Genomic DNA, 20,311 nt, shown 5'->3' with positions numbered 1-20,311 from the left:
GATACAAATGCAGTTTGATCATTTAAATAATCCATATTCAGCACAACGCCATACGACATTTGGAAAAAATGGAATGGTAGCTACTTCACAACCTTTAGCGGCACAAGCGGGGTTAGATATATTAAAAAAAGGTGGTAACGCAATCGATGCTGCAATTGCCACAGCTGCTGCTTTAACAGTGGTTGAACCAACATCAAATGGCATTGGTGGAGACGCCTTTGCACTAGTTTGGGTAAATGGGGAACTACATGGTTTAAACGGTAGTGGTCCTGCCCCGAAATCAATTTCGATTGAAAAGTTAAAAGAACAAGGACTTGAGAAGATGCCAACCCACGGGGTTATTCCAGTTACAGTACCTGGAGTACCTGCTGCATGGGCTGCATTATCAAAACGTTTTGGTAAATTACCATTAGAAGAGGTTTTACAACCGGCTATTACGATTGCAGAAGAAGGCTTCCCACTCTCGCCGATTTTAGGGAAGTTTTGGAATATAGCATACGAAAAGTTTAAAAAACAATTTACTTCACCAGAATTTGCTGAGTGGTTCAAAACATTCGCTCCAAATGATCGTGCACCAGAAATCGGCGAACTGTGGTCTTCAAAAGCACATGCAGAAACATTACGTGAAATCGGTGCAACGAATGCTGAGAGTTTTTATCGTGGTAACTTGGCAGAAAAAATCGTTTCCTATATGAAAGAACATAACGGATACCTTAGTTCAGAGGACTTAAGTGAATATAAAGTTGAATGGGTTAACCCAATCTCAACAAATTATCGTGGATACGATGTATGGGAAATTCCACCGAATGGGCAAGGCTTGGTGGCGTTAATGGCATTAAACATTGCTAAAGGTTTTAATTTTTCTACAAAAGATGATGTCGATACATATCATAAGCAAATAGAAGCTATGAAACTAGCTTTTACTGATGGAAAAGCGTTTATTACAGATTCTGAGCATATGGGTATTAATGTAGATGAGCTACTATCTGAAGAATATGCCGGGTCGCGTCGAGAATTAATTTGTGAAAAAGCGATAGAGCCAGAAAACTATACGCCTCCAAAAGGTGGCACAGTTTATTTAGCTACTGCTGATGGGGAGGGGAATATGGTTTCCTTTATTCAAAGTAACTATATGGGATTTGGTTCAGGGATTGTAATTCCTGATACGGGAATTGCTCTTCAAAATAGAGGCCATGATTTTACTTTAAATCCGGAGCATTCTAATGCACTTAAGCCCGGTAAAAGAACATATCACACAATAATCCCAGGGTTTTTAACAAAAGATGGTGAAGCAGTAGGGCCATTTGGCGTAATGGGTGGATATATGCAGCCACAAGGTCATGCACAAGTTGTCATGAATACTGTGGATTTTGGGCTGAACCCTCAAAGTGCATTAGATGCACCTAGATGGCAGTGGATGGAAGGAAAAAAAGTGGTCGTAGAACCTCATTTTCCAAATCACCTTGCCCAGGCACTAGCAAGAAAAGGCCATCAAATTCAAGTAGCTACAGATTGTAGCAGTTTCGGAAGGGGCCAAATTATTTGGCGCAATCCTAGGACCGGGGTGCTAATGGGAGGAACAGAATCTAGAACAGATGGCGCAATTGCAGTTTGGTAAAGGAATGATTCAATGAACAATCAATGGAAACTTTTTTTAGCTTTTTTTAGAGTAGGAATGCTAGGTTACGGAGGAGGTCCTTCTTCTATTCCACTAATCCACACAGAGGTTGTTGACAAGTATAAATGGTTAAATAAGGATGACTTTTCAGATGTACTAGCAATCGCAAATGCTCTTCCAGGACCAATCGCAACAAAGCTTGCAGGATATGTAGGTTGGAGAACAGGTGGCGTATTAGGTATGTTAAATGCCATTATCGCAACAACTCTACCGACTGTTTTCCTACTCATGCTACTATTATCAACACTAAATCACTTTAAAGGTGTTGCCTGGGTACAAGGTATGTCGAATGCAGTTGTTCCAGTAGTGGGAGTTATGTTAGCAACTTTAACATGGGAATTTATTGAGAAATCGAAAGAATCTCTTGGCTGGAAAATCACTAGTTTGATTGTAGTTGCTAGTTTTATCCTTTTATACTTTTTAAATGTACATCCTGCTATCTTAATTGGATGCTTAGTTGGATATGCCTTTTTCTCAAAAAGTAAAAATGAAAAGAAGAAGAAGGTGAAGGCATCATGATTTATTGGAAAATATTTTTAGCATTTTTCTTACCAGGTATATTCGGATACGGAGGAGGACCAGCTTCAATCCCTCTTATTGAGAATGAAGTTGTTGATAAGTACGGATGGTTAAGTTCAGTTGAATTTAGTAACGTGCTTGCACTAGGAAATGCGCTTCCAGGTCCGATTGCTACAAAGATGGCCGGATATATCGGCTATGTTGAGGGAGGCGTATTTGGTTCCTTTGTAGGATTATTTGCATCAATCGCACCCTCACTATTCTTGATGATTGCTTTATTAAGTATATTAATGAAGCATAAAAATTCACCAAAAGTCAAAAAGATGACTTCACTAGTTAGGCCTTTAATCGCCGTTTTACTTGGCATTATGGCCTTTGACTTTTTTAACGATTCATATAATGGGGTAGGTGTAATGCAAACAATTATTATTAGCGTACTTTCCTTATTATTTTTAGAACGTTGGAAAATTCACCCTGCATATGTAATTGGTGGGGCACTTGCTTATGGTGCAGTATTTTTATCTTAAATAATGAGAAACTTTTTGTTTAATTGGAGCATTATTGAAGCAATGCCAATATGGGTTGCTTTCAATAATGTTTTTTTCATTTAATCAGCTCAAAGCTAAGGAATAAAAAAGTGGCGATTATTTTATCATAAAAAAGTAACTTTCACTGTAAATGTGAATCACGTCACAAAATAGACAATTTATAGACACGAATTAGACAAATAAGATTAAGTCAAAAACCCCTTTGTAAAAGTAAACTAGAAGTAACAAGAGGTTCCAATAAATGGTTCTCTAAAATTTACTTAATGAATTATTTGTGAAAAAATGTTCAAAGTTAAACTCGAACTTAATGAAAATTTTTTTAAAATGTTCTTGATCATAAGGGGGATGTACTGTGAGTGTGTTAGAGCTTGCAAGAATACAATTTGGTTCCACTACGATTTTTCATTTTTTATTTGTACCACTTTCAATCGGTTTAGTATTTATGGTAGCAATTATGGAAACATTGTATGTTTTTCGAAAGAACGAGGAATATAAAAAGTTAACAAAATTCTTTGGACACTTATTTTTAATTAATTTTGCAGTTGGTGTTGTGACAGGTATTATTCAAGAGTTTCAATTTGGTATGAACTGGTCTGAATATTCCCGTTTTGTTGGGGATGTATTTGGAGCACCACTTGCAATTGAGGCACTTTTAGCATTTTTTATGGAGTCTACATTTTTAGGAATTTGGATATTTGGTTGGGAACGACTTAATAAAAAAATTCATTTAATGTGTATTTGGTTAGTTGCTTTCGGAACTTTAATGTCTGCGTTTTGGATTTTAGCAGCCAATTCTTTCATGCAGGAGCCAGTAGGCTTTGCGATTAAAAATGGTCGTGCAGAAATGACCGATTTCTTAGCAATCATAACAAATCCACAACTTAAAGTTGAGTTTCCTCACACGATTGCTGGTGCATTAGCAACTGGAGCGTTATTTGTTGCGGGTGTAAGTGCGTATAAAATCTTAAAAAAACAAGAATCAGAACTTTTTAAAAAGGCGTTTAATCTTGCAATGGTGTTCGCTCTAATTGCAGGAATTGGTGTTGCATTTAGTGGACATTCTCAAGCGAAACATTTAATGAAAACACAGCCGATGAAAATGGCTGCAAGTGAAGGGCTATGGAAAGACAGTGGTGACCCAGCAAGCTGGATGGTCTTTGGTCTGATTGATTCGAAAAAGAAAGAAAATAAATATGAGGTTGAAGTACCATATTTATTAAGTTATCTTGCTTATGAGAAGTTTGAAGGTAAAGTACCAGGTATGAATACTTTACAAAAACAATATGAAAAATTATATGGTCCTGGAAATTATATTCCACCAGTTAATACAACTTTCTGGAGCTTTAGAATTATGGCTGGAGCAGGAATGGTCATGATTTTAATGGCGATGCTAGGTTTATATTTTAGCTATCGTAAAAAATTAGAATCAAAAAATCTGTTCTTAAAGGCATCAATTTTACTAATTTCTTTACCGTTTATTGCAAATACAGCTGGATGGGTTATGACGGAAATTGGTCGTCAACCATGGACTGTATTCGGATTAATGACAACTGCTGCATCTGTATCTCCGAATGTTTCAAAAGGATCACTCATTTTTTCAATCGTAACCTTTACAACAATGTATTCAATTTTAGCAGTCGTTTTAGTTTACTTGTTTGTGAAAGAAATTAAAAAAGGAACACACCATGTTGAAACTGAAAAAGTTCCTACGGTCGATCCGTTTGAAAGGGAGGCTACCATTGTATGATTGCGTTAAATGAATTATGGTTTCTACTCGTAGCTGTTTTATTTATCGGATTCTTCTTTTTAGAAGGCTTCGATTTTGGTGTAGGTATATCTACAAAGCTACTAGCCAAAAATGATACTGAAAGAAGAATATTAATAAATACAATTGGCCCGTTTTGGGACGCAAATGAAGTGTGGCTATTAACTGCAGGTGGAGCAATTTTTGCAGCCTTCCCAAATTGGTATGCAACAATGTTTAGTGGATATTATATTCCGTTTGTATTTGTTTTAATCGCATTAATCGGACGTGGCGTTGCATTTGAATTTAGAGGGAAAGTCGAAAGTTCAAAATGGGCAAAATCTTGGGATTGGGTTATTTTCTTCGGAAGTTTATTACCACCATTTTTATTCGGTGTATTATTCTCAAGTATCCTTAGAGGAATGCCGATTGATCAAAATATGAATATATCTGCAGGTTTTACAGATTACGTTAATTTATTTACAGTAGTCGGCGGTGTAACTGTGACATTACTATGTCTATTACACGGATTAATGTTTTTAACATTAAAAACGGTTGGAGAATTAAGAAACCGTGCACGTTCTTTAGCACGGTTAGTTATCATACCAGTATTTTTATTCTTAGTTGCCTTTACTGGTATGGCATATTTTGAAACGGATATGTTTAAAGTAAAAGCACATATAACAGTTCCACTTATTTTATTAATCGTAGTATCTTATATTCTTGCTACAATATTCATCTTTAAAAAACGAGATGGTTGGTCATTTGCAATGTCGGGCCTTGGTATTGTACTAACAGTCGGGACACTGTTTACTTCTCTGTTTCCTAGAGTCATGATTAGTTCGATCAAAAATACGTATGACTTAACTGTTTATAATGCTTCATCAGGTCCTTATTCGTTAAAAGTAATGACGATCGTTGCATGTACATTATTACCATTTGTACTAGGTTATCAAATTTGGAGTTATTATGTGTTTAGAAAAAGAGTGGATGAGAAGGATTTGACTTATTAATGGGAAAAGATCTTATGAAATATAAAGGGATTAATCGTTTATTAATAATCCTATCTTTTTTAACAATTATACAAGTAACGGCAATTATTATTCAGGCATATATGCTTTCACAAGCTATTGTCAAATTGTTCAATGGAAAAAATAGTAGCGATATTTTATACGCTACTATTTTCTTCATCAGTGCATTTGTCTGTCGATATATTATTTCGACGATCAAACAAAAATGTTCAGAGCATTTTGCGGACATCGCTTCAACCGAAATGAAAATGAAAGTTTTGGAGAAGATTTTTAAACTTGGACCTAGATTTGCAAGAAAATCAGGAACCGGTAATATCGTAACGCTTATTATGGAAGGAACTACACAACTAAGAAATTACCTAGAAATCGTTCCATTGAAAATGATTAACTTAGCAATTGTCTCACCAGTAATCGTAATCTATATTTTCTTTGTTGATAAAGTTTCTGCACTTATACTAATCGTAACATTTCCAATCATTATTATTTTTATGATTCTACTCGGTTTGGCAGCTAAAAAGAAATCAAATAAACAATGGAAAGTTTACCGTATTTTATCGAACCATTTTACTGATTCATTACGTGGTTTAGAAACATTAAAATTTCTTGGCTTAAGTAGAAAACATATTAAAAAGATAGAAAGTGTAAGTGAAAGGTACAGAGAAGCAACGATGGGTACATTAAAAGTAGCTTTTTTATCATCATTTGCACTAGATTTATTCACAATGCTGTCAATCGCTACAGTTGCAGTCTTTTTAGGACTTCGTTTAATTGACGGAGTAATTTTACTAGGCCCAGCACTAACAATTTTAATTTTAGCTCCTGAATATTTCTTACCAGTTCGTGAAGTTGGTGCTGATTATCATGCTACATTAAATGGTCAAGAAGCTGGAAAGGCAATGAAAGATATATTAGATGAGCAGGAGTTTAAAGATCAAGAAGTTACTCCTCTACCAGATTGGAATCGTGCTAGTAAAATTAATTTTAAAGATTTATCGGTAAAACCCGAAAAAGATGGTCAAACGATTTTATCAAATATAAATTTGAATATAACAGGGTTTCAAAAAATTGGGATTGTTGGAGAAAGTGGTTCTGGTAAGTCAACGCTTATTGATTTAATAGGTGGATTTTTAGAGCCAGCAAATGGGACTATTCAAATTTCTGGTGAAGAGGTATCACATCTGCAAATACAAGATTGGCATAAACAGTTAATCTACATTCCACAAAGTCCTTATATTTTCTCAAAATCATTAAGCGATAATATAAGCTTTTATAAGCCTAATGCTACTAAAGAAGAAATTGTTAATGCATCTGTTCAAGCTGGGTTAACTTCTTTAATGGAAGAATTACCAAAAGGATTAGAAGAAAAAATTGGTGAAGGTGGAAGATCTTTAAGTGGTGGGCAAAGTCAACGCGTCGCCCTTGCTAGAGCATATCTTGAAAATCGCCCAATTCTTTTGTTAGATGAACCTACTAGTCATCTTGATATTGAAACTGAGTTTGAATTAAAACAAACAATGCTTCAGTTATTTTCTAATAAATTAGTGTTTTTGGCTACACATCGCTTACATTGGATGAAAGAAATGGATCAAATTATTGTGATGAATGAAGGTAGCATCATTGAAGTTGGTACCCATGAAGAACTATTAATGAAAAAAGGTCATTATTATCGATTAATTCATAGTTAGAAGGTAAATTAAATGCTAATTAAAAATGGATGGATTTTACCATATATAAAAGAAAATCGTCGTTTATTTATAGTTGTGATTTTCTTAAGTTCACTTACTATATTTGCAGCGGCTTCTCTTATGTACACTTCCGGCTATTTAATCTCTAAAGCAGCAACTAGACCTGAAAATATATTAATGATTTATGTCCCAATCGTAGCTGTACGCACATTTGGTATTTTAAGGTCAGCTTCTAAATATGTTGAAAGATTAGTCGGACACAATACAATTTTAAAAATCTTGTCTCGAATGAGAACAAGATTATTTAGTAATCTTGAACCGTATGCACTTACGATCAATTCGAAGTTTAAAACAGGAGATATTTTAGGGTTATTAGCAAATGACATTGAATATTTACAGGATCTTTATTTGAAAACTATTTTCCCTGGAATTGCCGCATTGTTTATTTATTTTATATCGGTCGTTGCACTTGGTTTCTTCTCCATTCCATTTGCAATCTTAACAGCAGTAATATCCTTTGTTTTAATAGGAGTTCTACCGTATTTTTCATTATTAGTTGAAAAAGCGCGAGCTTACCAAATAAAAGAGGAAAAGAATCATTTATATGAAAATTTAACTGATGCGGTTATGGGCATTAGTGATTGGCTGTTTAGTGGTAAACAAACTAGCTTTATAAAACAATATAGAGAAATGGATGAATCGTTAAGAAACATCCAAAGTAAGGAAAAAGGTTTTAGAAGAAGGCGCGATTTAATTGCGCAATTTATTGTAGCGATTTTAGTTTTAATGATGCTTTATTGGGCAGGTAATGAAAGTTTAGCCGGAGAAATTCCAAGAACTTTTATCGCTGCATTTGTTTTAGTTTTATTTCCTTTAACAGAAGCTTTTATTCCACTATCAAATTCTCTAGGAAGTGTCCCTTTATATACTGATTCAATTAATCGCTTAGAAGGGATTAAAGAAGTGAGTCGTGATCAGAAATCACCTATTATTGAAGGAAATATTGAAGATTATCGAAAAATTGAGTTTAAAGATGTAACCTTTCATTACGCGGAAAACGAAACGATCTTAAATAATGTTTCTTTTACAATTGAGGAAAACAAAAAAACTGCTTTATTAGGTCCGAGTGGTTCAGGAAAATCGACTATTCTTAAGCTAATTGAAGGAGTAGAGACCCCTATTGGAGGAAGCGTTAAAATAAATGAGATCGAAAGTATAGCTTTAGGAGACCAAATTTCAAAAGTTGTGTCTGTACTTAATCAAAAGCCATATTTATTTGATACAACAGTTATAAATAATATTCGTTTAGGAAATCCAGCAGCAAGTGATGAAGAGGTAATAGAGGTTACGAAAATGGTTGAACTGCATGATTATATAGCCTCACTTCCAGAAGGCTATAATACACCAATGCAAGAAACCGGTGTAAGATTCTCTGGTGGAGAACGACAAAGAATAGCCTTGGCCAGAATACTTCTTCAAAATACACCAATTGTTATTTTAGATGAACCAACTGTCGGATTAGATTCAATAACAGAACGAAAACTACTTCATACGATCTTTAAAGTATTAGAAGGAAAGACAGTATTATGGATCACACACCATTTAATCGGTGCAGAAATGGCTGATCATATTCTTTTCTTAGATAAAGGTAAAATTGCCATGAAAGGTTCACACGATGAACTTATAAAAAGTGAAGATCGATATCGTAATTTATTTGAATTAGACCGACCATTTAGATTAAGTGAATAGTTGCTGACTCTGACTAAATTGTCGGAGTCTTTTTTTATAATAAATACAGTTTGACGGAAAATGATATACATGATATGTTTATCTCGAATTCGAGATATCTTGAATTCAAAATAATTTTTACTAACTCTTTACTAATTTTTTTAGTATTCTTCAGCAATAGATTCACAAAATAAAAAAGCTTATATATAAATAACTATTTTAAATGGAGGAATTCGTATGAAAGGCTTAAAAGGGATCCATCACGTAACAGCTATAACTAGCAGTGCAGAAAAAAACTATGAATTTTTTACTTATGTTTTAGGTATGCGTTTAGTAAAGAAAACGGTCAATCAGGACGATATTCAAACGTACCATTTATTCTTTGCAGATGATAAAGGAAGTGCTGGAACGGACATGACATTCTTCGATTTCCCTGGAATTCCAAAAGGAGTACATGGAACAAATGAAATATCAAAAACATCCTTCCGAGTACCAACTGATGCAGCATTAGATTATTGGGTGAAGCGTTTTGACCGATTAGAAGTGAAACACTCAGGAATCAAAACACAATTCGGTAAGAAAACATTATCTTTTGTTGATTTCGACGACCAACAATATCAACTAATTTCAGATGAGCATAATAAAGGGATTGCTTCAGGCACACCGTGGCAAAAAGGACCAATTCCATTAGAATACGCAATTACAGGACTAGGACCAATTTTTATCCGAGTAGCTAATTTCGAATTCTTTAAAGAAGTAATTGAAAAAGTACTTTTATTTAAAGAGATTAATAAAGAAGGTTCATTCCATTTATTCGAAGTCGGTGAAGGTGGAAACGGAGCACAAATTATTGCGGAGCATAATGAAATATTACCTCAAAGCTTCCAAGGTTTCGGTACCGTTCACCATGTCGCATTCCGTGTAGAAGATACATCCGTATTAAAAGAATGGATTAAACGTCTAGATTCATTTAGATTACCAAACTCTGGCTATGTAGATCGTCATTTCTTTGAATCTTTATACGCAAGAGTTGCGCCACAAATTTTATTTGAGTTTGCGACTGATGGTCCTGGATTTATGGGAGACGAACCTTATGAAACACTTGGGGAAAAACTATCTTTACCTCCTTTCTTAGAACCAAAACGCGATGAAATTGAAGGAATGGTTCGTCAGATTGATACTGTAAGAAGTACGAAGGAATTTGTGAAAGAATAAATCCTCAATTAAAAACAACACTCACTGTTAAAGTTAGTGTACAGACTGTCGACACTTACTAATGTTATTAGTGAGTGTTTTTTTGTTTAATCAAATTGTTAAAAATTCCCAAAAAAATTAATGCATAAAACGATTTGTTATTCTAATGAAATATTTCACTGAATAAAAATCTTATGAACTAAAATATTTTTTTAGGAGAGGGAACATGAATAGTACATCTGGTAGGCGTTTATCGAAGGATGAAATGGTTACTTTAATACAAAATGGACTAGAACGGACAAATAATCCGAAAAAGATTGTTATAGTAGGAGCGGGAATTTCGGGATTAGTAGCGGGTTCTTTACTAAAAGAAGCAGGGCATGAGGTGACGATTTTAGAAGCAAATGGTCGAGTAGGCGGTCGAGTTTTTACGAAAAGAGCACCTTTTATTAATGATCAATACTTGGAATTGGGTGCAATGCGTATTGCTTCTGATCACAAGCTGGTACTTGAATATATTCGTAAATTTAATTTAAAGATAAACGAATTTATAAATGGGAAGTCAGAGGATATTATCTACGTTAACGGGATAAAAACAACTCAGAAGCAATATGAACAAAATCCAGATATTTTAGGTTATCGTGTAGCGGCTAATGAAAAAGGAGTAAATGTTGATCAGTTAATTGAAAGGTCGTTAAAATCTGTAATGGATTTTATTCATCAAAACCCTGATGAAAATTGGAAAACCATTATTGAAAATTATGATCACCATTCAATGGAGTCGTTTTTAAGATATAACCCAATTGGAGATTCTTTATCAGCTGGTGCTGTAGAAAAAGTGAAAGTACTTCAAGGGATGGAGGGATTTCCTGAACTTGCTTTTACTGCTATTTTAAGAGAGTTCATTGTATTATTTTCAAAGGAAATTAAGTTTTACGAGATTACGGGTGGAAATGATCAACTACCTAGAAAGTTTTTAACACAATTGAAGGATAATCTATTCTTTGGACAAAAAATGAATAAAATCGTGCAAGAGAATAATCAAGTAACAATTCACTCAGATCATTATACAAGCCATCTGCCTTATCAAACTACTGCTGACTATGCCATTATTACTATCCCCTTTTCATTATTAAACTTCATCGAAGTGGTTCCAAGAAATTCATTTTCTTCTGATAAATGGAAAGCAATACGAGAATTACACTATGTTCCTTCTACTAAAATTGGACTTCAGTTTAAAACTAGATTTTGGGAGAAAAATGGGACATTAGGTGGGAAATTAACCACAGATTTACCAATTCGATTTGCATATTATCCAAGTAATCATAATGGTAAAAATGGCTCGGGAATCGTTTTAGCTAGTTATACTTGGGAAGATGATGCATTGATTTGGGATAGTATGTCTGAAAATGATCGGATAATGAATGCTTTAAGTAATTTGGCCACTATCCATGGTAATCAAGTTTATACAGAATTTATTACAGGTTACACTCATAGTTGGGCTCTATATCCATACTCTGGAGGAGCGTTTTCTATGTTCAAACCAGAACAAAATAGAGAGCTGACACCTTATATTTCTGCTCCTGAGGGGAGAGTTCATTTTGCTGGTGAACATACATCTTCTGCACCTGCATGGATTGAAGGCGCAGTTGAATCTGGCATTCAATCAGCATTTGAAGTAAATAGCAGAACTTTCATAGAACGATAAAAATTCATTTTTTATATTTCCGATGAATATAGTGAAAATAGTGGATGTCTTTTTATTTTAGGGAGTGATCAGTTTGAACGAAAATAATCAAGGACTTCAATTTACCCCTGTGAAATCATGGAATGTTTTTCATGGCCCAAATGACCCGTGTCCACCAATTGGTAAAAAATATTACTCTACACCACCACACTTATATTTAGGATTTCAACCACCAGGACTAGAGCAATTTTCTTACAAAGAGGCATTGAAAAAAGGTACTTTATGGAAAGTATTTTATGACTTTTACGAAAATCCATATAAAGCTAGGAGGGATTAATAATGACTGAGCAACTTCCTCCAGAGTATTATCAGGATTTAGAGGAACTGCAAGCTGTTGATTTCGTACTTGTAGAACTAACTTTATATTTGGATACTCATCCCAATGATCAAAATGCAATTAACCAATTTAATCAATATGTTCAATATAAAAAACAAATTGAAGCTAATTTCGAGTCAAAATATGGACCATTATATCAGTTTGGTGGCAGTTATTCAGATCAAAACTGGAACTGGCATAAAGGCCCATGGCCATGGCAGGTTTAGAAGGAGGGAGTATTCATGTGGGTTTATCAAAAAAAATTACAATATCCAGTTAAGGTAAGCACTTGTAACCCAATGCTTGCCAAATTTTTAGTTGAACAATATGGAGGAGCAGACGGTGAGTTAGCAGCTGCTTTAAGATACTTAAATCAACGTTATTCAATTCCGGATAAAGTTATTGGGCTTTTAACAGATATCGGAACAGAGGAATTTGCTCATTTGGAAATGATTGCTACGATGATTTATAAGCTAACAAAAGACGCAACCCCAGACCAAATGAAAGCTGCCGGACTAGATACACACTATGCATCTCATGATAGTGCATTGTTCTACCATAATTCAGACGGTGTACCGTTCACTACTGCATACATCCAAGCAAAAGGAGATCCAATTGCGGATTTATATGAGGATATTGCAGCTGAAGAAAAGGCTAGGGCAACATATCAATGGATCATTGATCTTTCTGATGACCCGGATTTAAATGATAGTTTAAGATTTTTAAGAGAACGTGAGATTGTACATTCACAGAGATTTAGGGAAGCTGTGGAAATACTGAAAGATGATCGACAACAGCGGAAGATATTTTAAGTAGGTTTATATATAATTAAAACCTGTTCCTTATCGGGAACAGGTTTTAGTTTTTATAATGGTAGATAAAAAGGATGAGTAAGCTTTACTAATAAATAATGATCTTTTTATTGTAATGTAGCTCTAGTATGAGGTATTTCAACAGTGCTTTTTATTTTACGTTGATTAAATTATTCTTTTTTATAGATAAATAGAAGATTTTTATCAAGTTTTTATTCTGCAGATTATATTTGTTAGTTATTCATTTAGAAATAAGCTATTTTATAAAGTTTTTAGGTCATAATATCTTAACTGGTACGGGTATTTATTAATTTTAATTGCGGTTTTGTAGAATTTAATTGCAGTTTTGCTAAATTTATCTGCGATTCTCAAAATTTAATTGCATTTTTGTCAATTTTAATTGCGATTTTCAGATTTTATTTGCAGTCCACTGTTTATTTGCAATTCTAACAGACTTAGTTGCAGCTGAGCCTCAACTCGCTACAACATAAGCATTAAAAAAATGAGGGGTCTCTGGGACACCCTCATTTTTTCTTATTTCTTCTTAAGAATCGCAATCAGTAAAGCAATTACCGAAAGGACAGCTGCCCCAATCGACATCACCAAAGATGTATTACTTGAATTTGATTTTTCAGTATCATCCTTAACCGTTTCATCTTTTGTCGTTTTAACAGTTTCACCTTTTACTGTTGTGTCTTTTACGATATTCGTAATTGAGTGTGGTGCTTCTGATTTTTCGTCACCAGTCCACTCAACAATACTGCCATCTTTATAATATTGGTATGCATCCCAAGCTCCATTTACTTCAGCGTCTGGGTTTTTGGCCATAAATACGAATTGTTGAAATTGTCCCGCTAAAATACCTTCTTTTTCTGCACTCCAAGTAACGGAAGTAACAATACCGTTTGCATCTTTTGTTTCGCTAAACTTCCATCCTGGGATTGGTTGATATGAAACAAATTCAAATTTTGAAGGAATTTTAAGTGTAACTTTTGTTGTAGCTATTTCTTTTTCAGATGGTACTTTCATTGTGTATGTTTCCCAAGCACCAGGGGTTGAAATTTTAGGGTTTACTACAACATGCGCACTCGCAATTCCAGTAAAGAACATTGTCATAGCGAAAGCTGAAGCGATAATTTTAGCCGTTTTTGAAATGAATTTTTTCATTTTTTGTTAGTCTCCTTTGAATGTAATTAACTATTTACTTCCTACTATATATTTAAAATCTACATCTACAGAATCGAGGGAATTCGTTAAAATATGGACTTTTACATTCCAATGACCTGCCATATCTGTAAAAAATCCTTGCGCTTCATAAACACCTGACGAAGTTTCTTTAACTTGAGTTGTGTTAGTTCCCATATTCATGTCAGTGTTTTTAAAGGTAAGCGTGACTTGTTGGATAGAAGACACAGGTTTATTGTTTTTGTCACGTATATTTATTTTAAATGTGTTTTTACCGACTATGTTCGGAGTAGCATGCAATGAAATTGAATATCCTTTATTTTGCTTTGTGTCACTAAAGGGACCTGGAGATTCCATTGCAGTAGGTAGGTTTGTTAATAAGGATGTTAGGATTAGAACGATGATTCCTATACTTATTTCAAGCCAGACTGACTTTCCTAGTTTATTTTTGCTACGTTTTCCTTTGATAAAATGAATAAACCCTAAAATTAGCATGATAACAAATAAGATAACTTTTCCACATAAAACTTTGCCATAGGTTGTATGTAATAAAGCGTAAAAGTTAGGTACATACTTTAAGCTTGCATAAATTCCTGTTCCTATAAGTAAAGTTACAGATATAGTCGCCCAAATAGAATATCGTTGAATGGTTTTCCAATAATTCTCATTTCCCTCATGTTTCTTTTGAATTTTAGGAAGTAAATAACTGATTCCTATTAATCCTCCTAGCCAAATAGAAACCGCGAGTAAATGAATGGAATCAAGCAAAATTGGTAAAAAATCATTTTGCATTGATGCGTGACCGATAAAAGCTTTTGAGATTAGTAAGAAAAAGCTAACTAATAAAGCACTTAACCACCAATAGAAAGAACTTTTTTGTTCACTTCTCCAAGCCATGTACAGTGAATTAGCTAGAACAATAAGTAGTAGAAGTTGGATTACCCATACATTTCCGAATTTTGTACTCTTTATTGTTTCCAATAATAAATCGTTGTGAAAAATACTTTGCCATGAACCATTTGTATAGTTTTTTGTTTCAACCAAAAGGCTGAAAAGAACACTAAATAAAATTCCAAAATAGAAGATTAACAATAAAGCTTTAGAATTTTTAAAGGCAATCATTCTATTTTTCTGATCGCTTTTGTAAACGAATAACCCAAAAAATAAAAGTCCAACAAATAAAAGTAAACTCATATATTCAATCCAGTAGGTTCCCATTACGTCAGTGTTGGGTAAGGATTGGCTTGCTTTATTGGAGATTGTTGATGAACCATCAACTTTTCCTACTCTGAATGGAATTACACCGTTTACTGAATGTCCGTCACTAGAAATCACTTTCCATACAATGTGATAATTTCCATCTGGTAAATTAGGTTTTAAGTTCCCCTCTAAAATTGAATGATTTTGCTTGTTTATTTTTCCATTTCGCAAATCAACTCGATTACCTGATTCATCTAAAACTTGTAAAGAATGAAATGCAGACTGTACTGATTCATCAAACTGTATTTGAATACGTTGAGGAGAATTCATAAAAACTTGATTCTCAGAAGGCGTAGATTTGATGATATAAGCATGTGCTGAAGCTAAGGACGGAAATAAAGTAGCAGCAATCAATAATAGTAAGAAAGAAAACCCTATAACTCTGATTTTCATTTTTTTATGTCACCTCATATCTATTAGAGCGAATTAGAAATTAAAACAACTTCTAAATTCTAAAGTAAAATTGTGATAGAAATGTGATAAATTATAAATTTTTCTTAACACATTCCTAATAAATTATGAAGAATGGATTAGATAGTAAGATTATTAAACAGTACTAGACTCTTTATGCAAGCTGGTGAAAACACAAATAATCCACAAGTAAAACCAATTACTTGTGGATTATTTTATTCATTAATTATTTATTTAACAACCAACTTACCAACAGAGTTAGAAGGCTCCAAAGAGATGTTATATTCTCCTTTTAATGGATTATTTAATAAGAGAATATTTTTTCCAGTTTTCAATGGAATGTTTATACCTAAGTCAGTAGAGGCTAATCTTGCATTGCCCCCGGCATCTTGATCAACATCAACAATAATTTTAGTCATGGTCGCAGGTTTAAAGATTGTATTTTTCGGACTAAAACCTGATGGCGTTACGTGAATTGTTGCGTATTGAAGGTCATTTTGATCATCTTGTTTTGCAGCTTGCTTTTCTGGTTGCCCAATTACACCAATTTTTACTTTATTCATATTAACGGTAAATATGATGACAAAAATAAGTAGGATTGAAGTTAATACTACAGTACTGTTTGATGATTTGGCTTGATCTTTCTTAATCTTATTTTTTTGATTTGAATTTGAAACTAGCTTTCGATCAACGAAAAATAATAATAGATAGATGAAAACGATAAACAGAATATCCACAATAACGACGCTTATGCTTGAAATGAATGTCATATATCCGATGACATTCCCTACAAATGCACCGAGCAAGGACGCTAATATTCTAGTAATGCCATTATTAAATAGTTTCTTCGATAAAACCAAAAATAATATGACTAGTAATAGATTGAGAATGATCGATAATAGTACATTATAATTTGTAGTTAACATGATTAAGAAACTAATTGTAGCTGAAGATACACCGATCAATAAAGAGATAATTGATTTTAAAGTACTAGGAAATCTCTCTTTATTTCGATAAAAATGATTAATGCTATAACACGTAAGAAGGAGTACTAAGAAAAGACTTCCATACTTCAATACCATATAAACACCTCTAAATTAGTTTTAAGGCTACAGCTTTGATCCAAAGTTCCAATCTGGATACACGTATTGAACACTTGGAGATTTAGCTGGCTCTGATTGTTGAACGTTTATTTTAATGACTGTTTGACCATTAAAGCTTGTTTTTCCGATTGTTCCTGTAATTGTTACCCAAGAATCATTCGTAAATTGCTGTGAATTGGTTGATTCTGCAATAATACCAAATGGTGAAATATCGGCGATACAATGAGTCATACCCATTCGTGCGATAATAAATTGATTAGCTGATAACTTAGGGTCTCTATAGATAAAGCCTTTAATTTTAATTTGTTTATTTTGGAAATTGTCGACAAACGTATTCATGGATTGTAGTTTTTCAATAAACCACTTATCCTTCATTTCGATTGTACTCTGTTTGTACAGTAGCATCCCAAGTTTAGCGTAATCTTGATCATACACATTTGTTTTGAACATTTTTTTTAAAGCAGGGTCCTCATGACCTTCCACTTCAACAGCCTGTCCATTCGAAGAAGCCTGAACAGCTAGTCCTTTAAAATTCATTTCCTTGTTATTAGCAAGAGAACTAGAACTCGCATGGTTAGGCAAAATATACCCGAGCAATAGAGGGAATAAAAATAGGCTGTAAATAAGTACGTCTTTTACGACTGACTTTTTTAAAAGATGATGATGCTCATGACTAAAAACTTGGTCGTGACTATGATCATGACCACAATCACAAATTATGACATGTCTTTTTAATGAAAGAACGGCTATATAGATTTGAACTACTGCGACACAAAAAAGAATAACAGTTGCAATTTTTACATAAATGACAAGCTCCGGAACGATAAATTGCAGGATCTCGTCTGTAAGTGTTAATTGAAAAATATAGACAGCAAGTCCTAAGAGAATAGCAGCTTTTATAAAATGATGAATCGAAGTCGAATTGATTTTATTTTTCAAAATAGATCACTGCCTTTTATAAATTAATAGACTGCAAAACAAGCGTTCCGATAAAAACTAATATGAAAACTAGTGTACTTAGTAATAAAACGAATCGTGATCGGAAAACAGCAAGCATCATCAAGATCCCTTTAATATTGATCATTGGTCCGAAAACCATGAATCCGATTAAAGAGCTCTTTGTAAAAATTGTTTGAAGTGATTGAGCAACAAAGGCGTCTGATGTTGAACAAAGAGATAAAATAAAGCCTAATCCCATCATTAGGAAGTTTGCCGATGGACCACTTTTTCCTAATTCAATTAAACTACTTTGAGAAATGATAATTTGAAGTAGAGCAACAATGATTGAACCGAAAACTAAGTATTTCCCCATATCAAAAAATTCATTTACTGCATGGCCTACGATCGCAATGAATTTATTATTAGATGCATTATCGTGTTTATGATCATGATGGTGGTGATCTACCTTCGTTTGATCGACCTGTTCTCGTAACTGGTTTGACTTAACAAATTGAAAAACGATTAGTCCCACGATTAGTGCAACTACAAAAGCAAGTCCCATACGATAATATGCAACAGTTGGTTGATTACGAAAAGCTGTTAATGTTGATAAAAATACGATTGGATTTAAAATCGGTCCTACTAATATAAAAGTGACCGCAACATACAATGGCATGCCTTTCTTAATCAGCTTACGAATAGCAGGTACCATTCCACACTCGCAAATCGGGAAAATGATTCCTAATACACTTGCTGCGATTATACCTAATAAAGGATTTTTCGGTATAAATCGTTGGACCATTTGATCTGTAACGAAAACCTGAAGGATCGCTGAAACGAATACACCGATTAAAATAAAAGGCAGAGCTTCAATAATAATGCTAATAAAGATCATCTTAAAGACTTGTAGTTTTGTAGTTGAAAAAACTGAACTTAATCCTGTTGTAGATGAAATATATAATAGGCATACAAATAGTAAGCAAATAATGATTAGAAAATGTCGATTTGAGTTGACTGGCGATTGTTTCTCGGTAGCAATACTTCGCAAAGGATTCACTCTTTCTGTTTAAGATATGACGCGTTCAAATAACCAAATTCCACCTAATATAAAAGCAATCGTAGATGTGGAAATAATTGCATTCCTCGAATACTTTGAGCGATGTAATTGAGTTAATAGTGGTAATAATAAAAGTACAATCGAAAGCTGGACTACTTCAATACCAAGGTTAAAGCTAACTAAATCAGCTGCTAATTCACTTTTTGAAAGATGCATTGCTGTTAATAAGTCTGCAAAACCCATTCCATGAATTAATCCAAAAATAAAAGTTAATACCCAACGATGACCAATGTTTTTACGGAATATATTTTCAATTGCTACGTAACAAATACTAAGCGCTATTGCAGGTTCGACGATATAAGAAGGAATTGAAATGATTCCTAAAACAGTTAGTGTCAAAGTTAAACTATGTGCGACTGTAAATGCAGTAATTACTTTAGCAAACTGCTTAAAGCTTTGTCTTGCAATCAGTAGTGAAAGTAAAAATAGCAAATGATCATAACCGGTAAGTATATGGTTCATACCAAGCTTTAAAAACGTAACCCATCCTTTAGATGAAGTATTTGTAGTAGAATCCGAATTGGATTCTTTTTTTATTACGGCCTGTTGCTGTTGTTTTGCAGGCTGGATTGTGTTCGGATTATTGCTTAATCCCTCATAAGCACTGTCACTAAGAATCATAGACCACATGCGGCCTTGATCTGAAAGTGCGGCAGTACTACTTTCATTTCCGTAGTTCACTTTCAACAAATCAACATAGGTCGTACTAGTATTTGTATCATTTTCATACAAATGATCAGCAAGACTAATAGATTGGGAAGGTTGAATTGCAGGGTAATCAACCTCAAGGATAAGCTGAGTCCTATCACCTTTACGATTAAGCTCCAATCTATTTACCTTTGTCCAACTTTGTTTTTCTCCATTTATTTTAAGAATAATGTTGCTCTGGATAGTAGATTCTATTTTCTTCTTTATTGCCTCAAATTCATCTGGATCTAGCATTCCGTTCTTATTAACATCTCCGCCTGTTAACTCCATGACAGAAACTTCATCTAGAGCAAAGTTCATTGTAGTTTTTGATTTTAAGAGATTTAATATAGTGTAACTAGCGCTTAATGAATGAGCTTCAGCTGTTCGAAAAGAGGTACTAAAAAAAATAAGTAAGCAAAAAAATAGGGGAAAAGAACGACAGAATTTATTTGTTGTTAAGAAAAAAATACTATTTTTCATTTGTTTCCTCCGGGAAATAAATTAAGAAAGTTATTGTTATCATACATAGTAAACATTACAGAATTGTTATATAATTGTAAAGAATTTGTATTTTTTGGATAATTTTGTAGAAATTGCTCGGTTA

Annotated in this window: 18 protein-coding genes; 12 read left to right on the top strand and 6 right to left on the bottom strand. The window is 33.7% G+C overall.

The features are described from left to right. The first annotated feature begins 7 nt into the window (after window positions 1-7). The 12 genes from ggt to ACFVR2_RS12135 all read left to right on the top strand — a co-directional run bounded on the left by ggt (window position 8) and on the right by ACFVR2_RS12135 (window position 13,002). A complete protein-coding gene (ggt, locus tag ACFVR2_RS12190) occupies window positions 8-1,618 on the top strand; it encodes a gamma-glutamyltransferase (RefSeq protein WP_387362005.1) in 1,611 nt (536 codons plus the stop codon). Window positions 1,619-1,630: 12 nt separating this feature from the next. After that, window positions 1,631-2,197 (top strand): chromate transporter, encoded by a 567-nt coding sequence (locus ACFVR2_RS12185; RefSeq protein ID WP_387362003.1) that lies wholly within the window; start codon window positions 1,631-1,633, stop codon window positions 2,195-2,197. Continuing rightward, a complete protein-coding gene (locus tag ACFVR2_RS12180; protein ID WP_387362001.1) occupies window positions 2,194-2,724 on the top strand; it encodes a chromate transporter in 531 nt (176 codons plus the stop codon). The genes ACFVR2_RS12185 and ACFVR2_RS12180 overlap by 4 nt, the downstream gene beginning before the upstream one ends. 373 nt (window positions 2,725-3,097) lie before the next feature. Further along, a complete protein-coding gene (locus tag ACFVR2_RS12175; RefSeq protein ID WP_387361999.1) occupies window positions 3,098-4,492 on the top strand; it encodes a cytochrome ubiquinol oxidase subunit I in 1,395 nt (464 codons plus the stop codon). Beyond that, on the top strand, window positions 4,489-5,502 hold the full coding sequence (cydB, locus tag ACFVR2_RS12170) for a cytochrome d ubiquinol oxidase subunit II (protein ID WP_387361997.1): 1,014 nt from the start codon (window positions 4,489-4,491) through the stop codon (window positions 5,500-5,502). Before ACFVR2_RS12175 ends, cydB begins: the two co-directional genes overlap by 4 nt. Beyond that, window positions 5,502-7,205, top strand: a complete 1,704-nt coding sequence (cydD, locus tag ACFVR2_RS12165) for a thiol reductant ABC exporter subunit CydD (protein ID WP_387361995.1) — start codon at window positions 5,502-5,504, stop codon at window positions 7,203-7,205. Before cydB ends, cydD begins: the two co-directional genes overlap by 1 nt. Before the next feature lie 12 nt (window positions 7,206-7,217). Beyond that, window positions 7,218-8,954, top strand: coding sequence for a thiol reductant ABC exporter subunit CydC (cydC, locus tag ACFVR2_RS12160; RefSeq protein ID WP_387361993.1), 1,737 nt, complete (start codon window positions 7,218-7,220; stop codon window positions 8,952-8,954). Between the two features lie 216 nt (window positions 8,955-9,170). Further along, window positions 9,171-10,148 (top strand): ring-cleaving dioxygenase, encoded by a 978-nt coding sequence (locus ACFVR2_RS12155; protein WP_387361991.1) that lies wholly within the window; start codon window positions 9,171-9,173, stop codon window positions 10,146-10,148. Window positions 10,149-10,353: 205 nt separating this feature from the next. Then, window positions 10,354-11,835, top strand: coding sequence for a flavin monoamine oxidase family protein (locus ACFVR2_RS12150; protein WP_387361989.1), 1,482 nt, complete (start codon window positions 10,354-10,356; stop codon window positions 11,833-11,835). Window positions 11,836-11,944: 109 nt separating this feature from the next. After that, window positions 11,945-12,151 (top strand): spore coat associated protein CotJA, encoded by a 207-nt coding sequence (locus ACFVR2_RS12145; RefSeq protein ID WP_387362783.1) that lies wholly within the window; start codon window positions 11,945-11,947, stop codon window positions 12,149-12,151. A gap of 2 nt (window positions 12,152-12,153) precedes the next feature. Then, the gene (locus ACFVR2_RS12140) at window positions 12,154-12,417 is read left to right on the top strand and encodes a spore coat protein CotJB (protein ID WP_056468917.1); all 264 of its coding nucleotides are present in this window, start codon (window positions 12,154-12,156) and stop codon (window positions 12,415-12,417) included. A 15-nt stretch (window positions 12,418-12,432) separates the two neighbouring features. Then, on the top strand, window positions 12,433-13,002 hold the full coding sequence (locus tag ACFVR2_RS12135; RefSeq protein WP_025569244.1) for a manganese catalase family protein: 570 nt from the start codon (window positions 12,433-12,435) through the stop codon (window positions 13,000-13,002). Window positions 13,003-13,536: 534 nt separating this feature from the next. Here the strand turns inward: ACFVR2_RS12135 and ACFVR2_RS12130 are convergent. The 6 genes from ACFVR2_RS12130 to ACFVR2_RS12105 form a co-directional block, all read right to left on the bottom strand. Next, window positions 13,537-14,169: a YcnI family copper-binding membrane protein gene (locus ACFVR2_RS12130; RefSeq protein ID WP_387361987.1), complete on the bottom strand. Its 633-nt coding sequence runs from the start codon at window positions 14,167-14,169 to the stop codon at window positions 13,537-13,539. Between the two features lie 30 nt (window positions 14,170-14,199). After that, complete coding sequence (locus ACFVR2_RS12125; RefSeq protein WP_387361985.1) at window positions 14,200-15,840, bottom strand: copper resistance CopC/CopD family protein; 1,641 nt, start codon at window positions 15,838-15,840, stop codon at window positions 14,200-14,202. Between the two features lie 248 nt (window positions 15,841-16,088). Continuing rightward, on the bottom strand, window positions 16,089-16,940 hold the full coding sequence (locus ACFVR2_RS12120; protein ID WP_387361983.1) for a hypothetical protein: 852 nt from the start codon (window positions 16,938-16,940) through the stop codon (window positions 16,089-16,091). A gap of 27 nt (window positions 16,941-16,967) precedes the next feature. Next, window positions 16,968-17,900, bottom strand: a complete 933-nt coding sequence (locus ACFVR2_RS12115; RefSeq protein ID WP_387361981.1) for a TIGR03943 family putative permease subunit — start codon at window positions 17,898-17,900, stop codon at window positions 16,968-16,970. Between the two features lie 16 nt (window positions 17,901-17,916). Then, complete coding sequence (locus tag ACFVR2_RS12110) at window positions 17,917-18,948, bottom strand: permease (RefSeq protein WP_387361979.1); 1,032 nt, start codon at window positions 18,946-18,948, stop codon at window positions 17,917-17,919. 18 nt (window positions 18,949-18,966) lie between these two features. Then, a complete protein-coding gene (locus ACFVR2_RS12105) occupies window positions 18,967-20,187 on the bottom strand; it encodes a HupE/UreJ family protein (RefSeq protein WP_387361978.1) in 1,221 nt (406 codons plus the stop codon). Window positions 20,188-20,311 lie beyond the last annotated feature (124 nt).

It is taken from the genome of Gottfriedia sp. NPDC057991 (genome assembly GCF_042886615.1).
In the GTDB taxonomy this organism is placed as follows: domain Bacteria; phylum Bacillota; class Bacilli; order Bacillales; family Bacillaceae_G; genus Gottfriedia.
This window is presented reverse-complemented; position numbering and strand designations above follow the sequence as displayed.

What these genes read in the sequence shown, in the direction of transcription:
- ggt (WP_387362005.1), top strand. Translation starts at nt 8, where the DNA reads ATGCAGTTTGATCATTTAAATAATCCATATTCAGCACAACGCCATACG.
- ACFVR2_RS12185 (WP_387362003.1), top strand. Translation starts at nt 1,631, where the DNA reads ATGAACAATCAATGGAAACTTTTTTTAGCTTTTTTTAGAGTAGGAATG.
- ACFVR2_RS12180 (WP_387362001.1), top strand. Translation starts at nt 2,194, where the DNA reads ATGATTTATTGGAAAATATTTTTAGCATTTTTCTTACCAGGTATATTC.
- cydB (WP_387361997.1), top strand. Translation starts at nt 4,489, where the DNA reads ATGATTGCGTTAAATGAATTATGGTTTCTACTCGTAGCTGTTTTATTT.
- cydD (WP_387361995.1), top strand. Translation starts at nt 5,502, where the DNA reads ATGGGAAAAGATCTTATGAAATATAAAGGGATTAATCGTTTATTAATA.
- cydC (WP_387361993.1), top strand. Translation starts at nt 7,218, where the DNA reads ATGCTAATTAAAAATGGATGGATTTTACCATATATAAAAGAAAATCGT.
- ACFVR2_RS12155 (WP_387361991.1), top strand. Translation starts at nt 9,171, where the DNA reads ATGAAAGGCTTAAAAGGGATCCATCACGTAACAGCTATAACTAGCAGT.
- ACFVR2_RS12150 (WP_387361989.1), top strand. Translation starts at nt 10,354, where the DNA reads ATGAATAGTACATCTGGTAGGCGTTTATCGAAGGATGAAATGGTTACT.
- ACFVR2_RS12140 (WP_056468917.1), top strand. Translation starts at nt 12,154, where the DNA reads ATGACTGAGCAACTTCCTCCAGAGTATTATCAGGATTTAGAGGAACTG.
- ACFVR2_RS12135 (WP_025569244.1), top strand. Translation starts at nt 12,433, where the DNA reads ATGTGGGTTTATCAAAAAAAATTACAATATCCAGTTAAGGTAAGCACT.
- ACFVR2_RS12130 (WP_387361987.1), bottom strand. Translation starts at nt 14,169, where the DNA reads ATGAAAAAATTCATTTCAAAAACGGCTAAAATTATCGCTTCAGCTTTC.
- ACFVR2_RS12125 (WP_387361985.1), bottom strand. Translation starts at nt 15,840, where the DNA reads ATGAAAATCAGAGTTATAGGGTTTTCTTTCTTACTATTATTGATTGCT.
- ACFVR2_RS12120 (WP_387361983.1), bottom strand. Translation starts at nt 16,940, where the DNA reads ATGGTATTGAAGTATGGAAGTCTTTTCTTAGTACTCCTTCTTACGTGT.
- ACFVR2_RS12105 (WP_387361978.1), bottom strand. Translation starts at nt 20,187, where the DNA reads ATGAAAAATAGTATTTTTTTCTTAACAACAAATAAATTCTGTCGTTCT.